This window comes from Pseudomonas sp. AC463, from assembly GCF_979253585.1.
In genome coordinates this window covers 1-271 of sequence record NZ_CEEDDZ010000618.1, presented here as the reverse complement: position 1 = coordinate 271, position 271 = coordinate 1, and the positions used below count along the sequence as shown (strand labels likewise).

The 271-nt window shown below is 67.5% G+C and carries 1 protein-coding gene; it reads right to left on the bottom strand.

All coding sequences use genetic code 11. The features are described 5' to 3' along the window. Positions 1–271 (bottom strand): hypothetical protein (locus tag AC0IYH_RS31690; RefSeq protein ID WP_471838220.1); only part of this gene is annotated, 271 nt, incomplete at both ends.

Here is a 271-nt window from a genome sequence, read left to right as displayed (position 1 = left end):
CGATCTCCGCGCGGATGCGCTTGGCGGTCGCGGCCATGTCGCCCGCTGCCTCCGGCTTGCCGTCGTACAGCAGTTCCAGCAGCCGGCGGATGAATGGGCGCAGCATGCCCTGGCCGTTTTCGGAATTGGTCAGGATCACCGCGCCGATATCCGCGCCGGGGATGATGACGATGTCGGTCTTGTACCCGGCCAGGCTGCCGCCGTGATGCACCACGTCGATCCCGTAGTCGCGGTCCACCTGCAGGCCCATGCCATAGACGCGGTCCTCGCC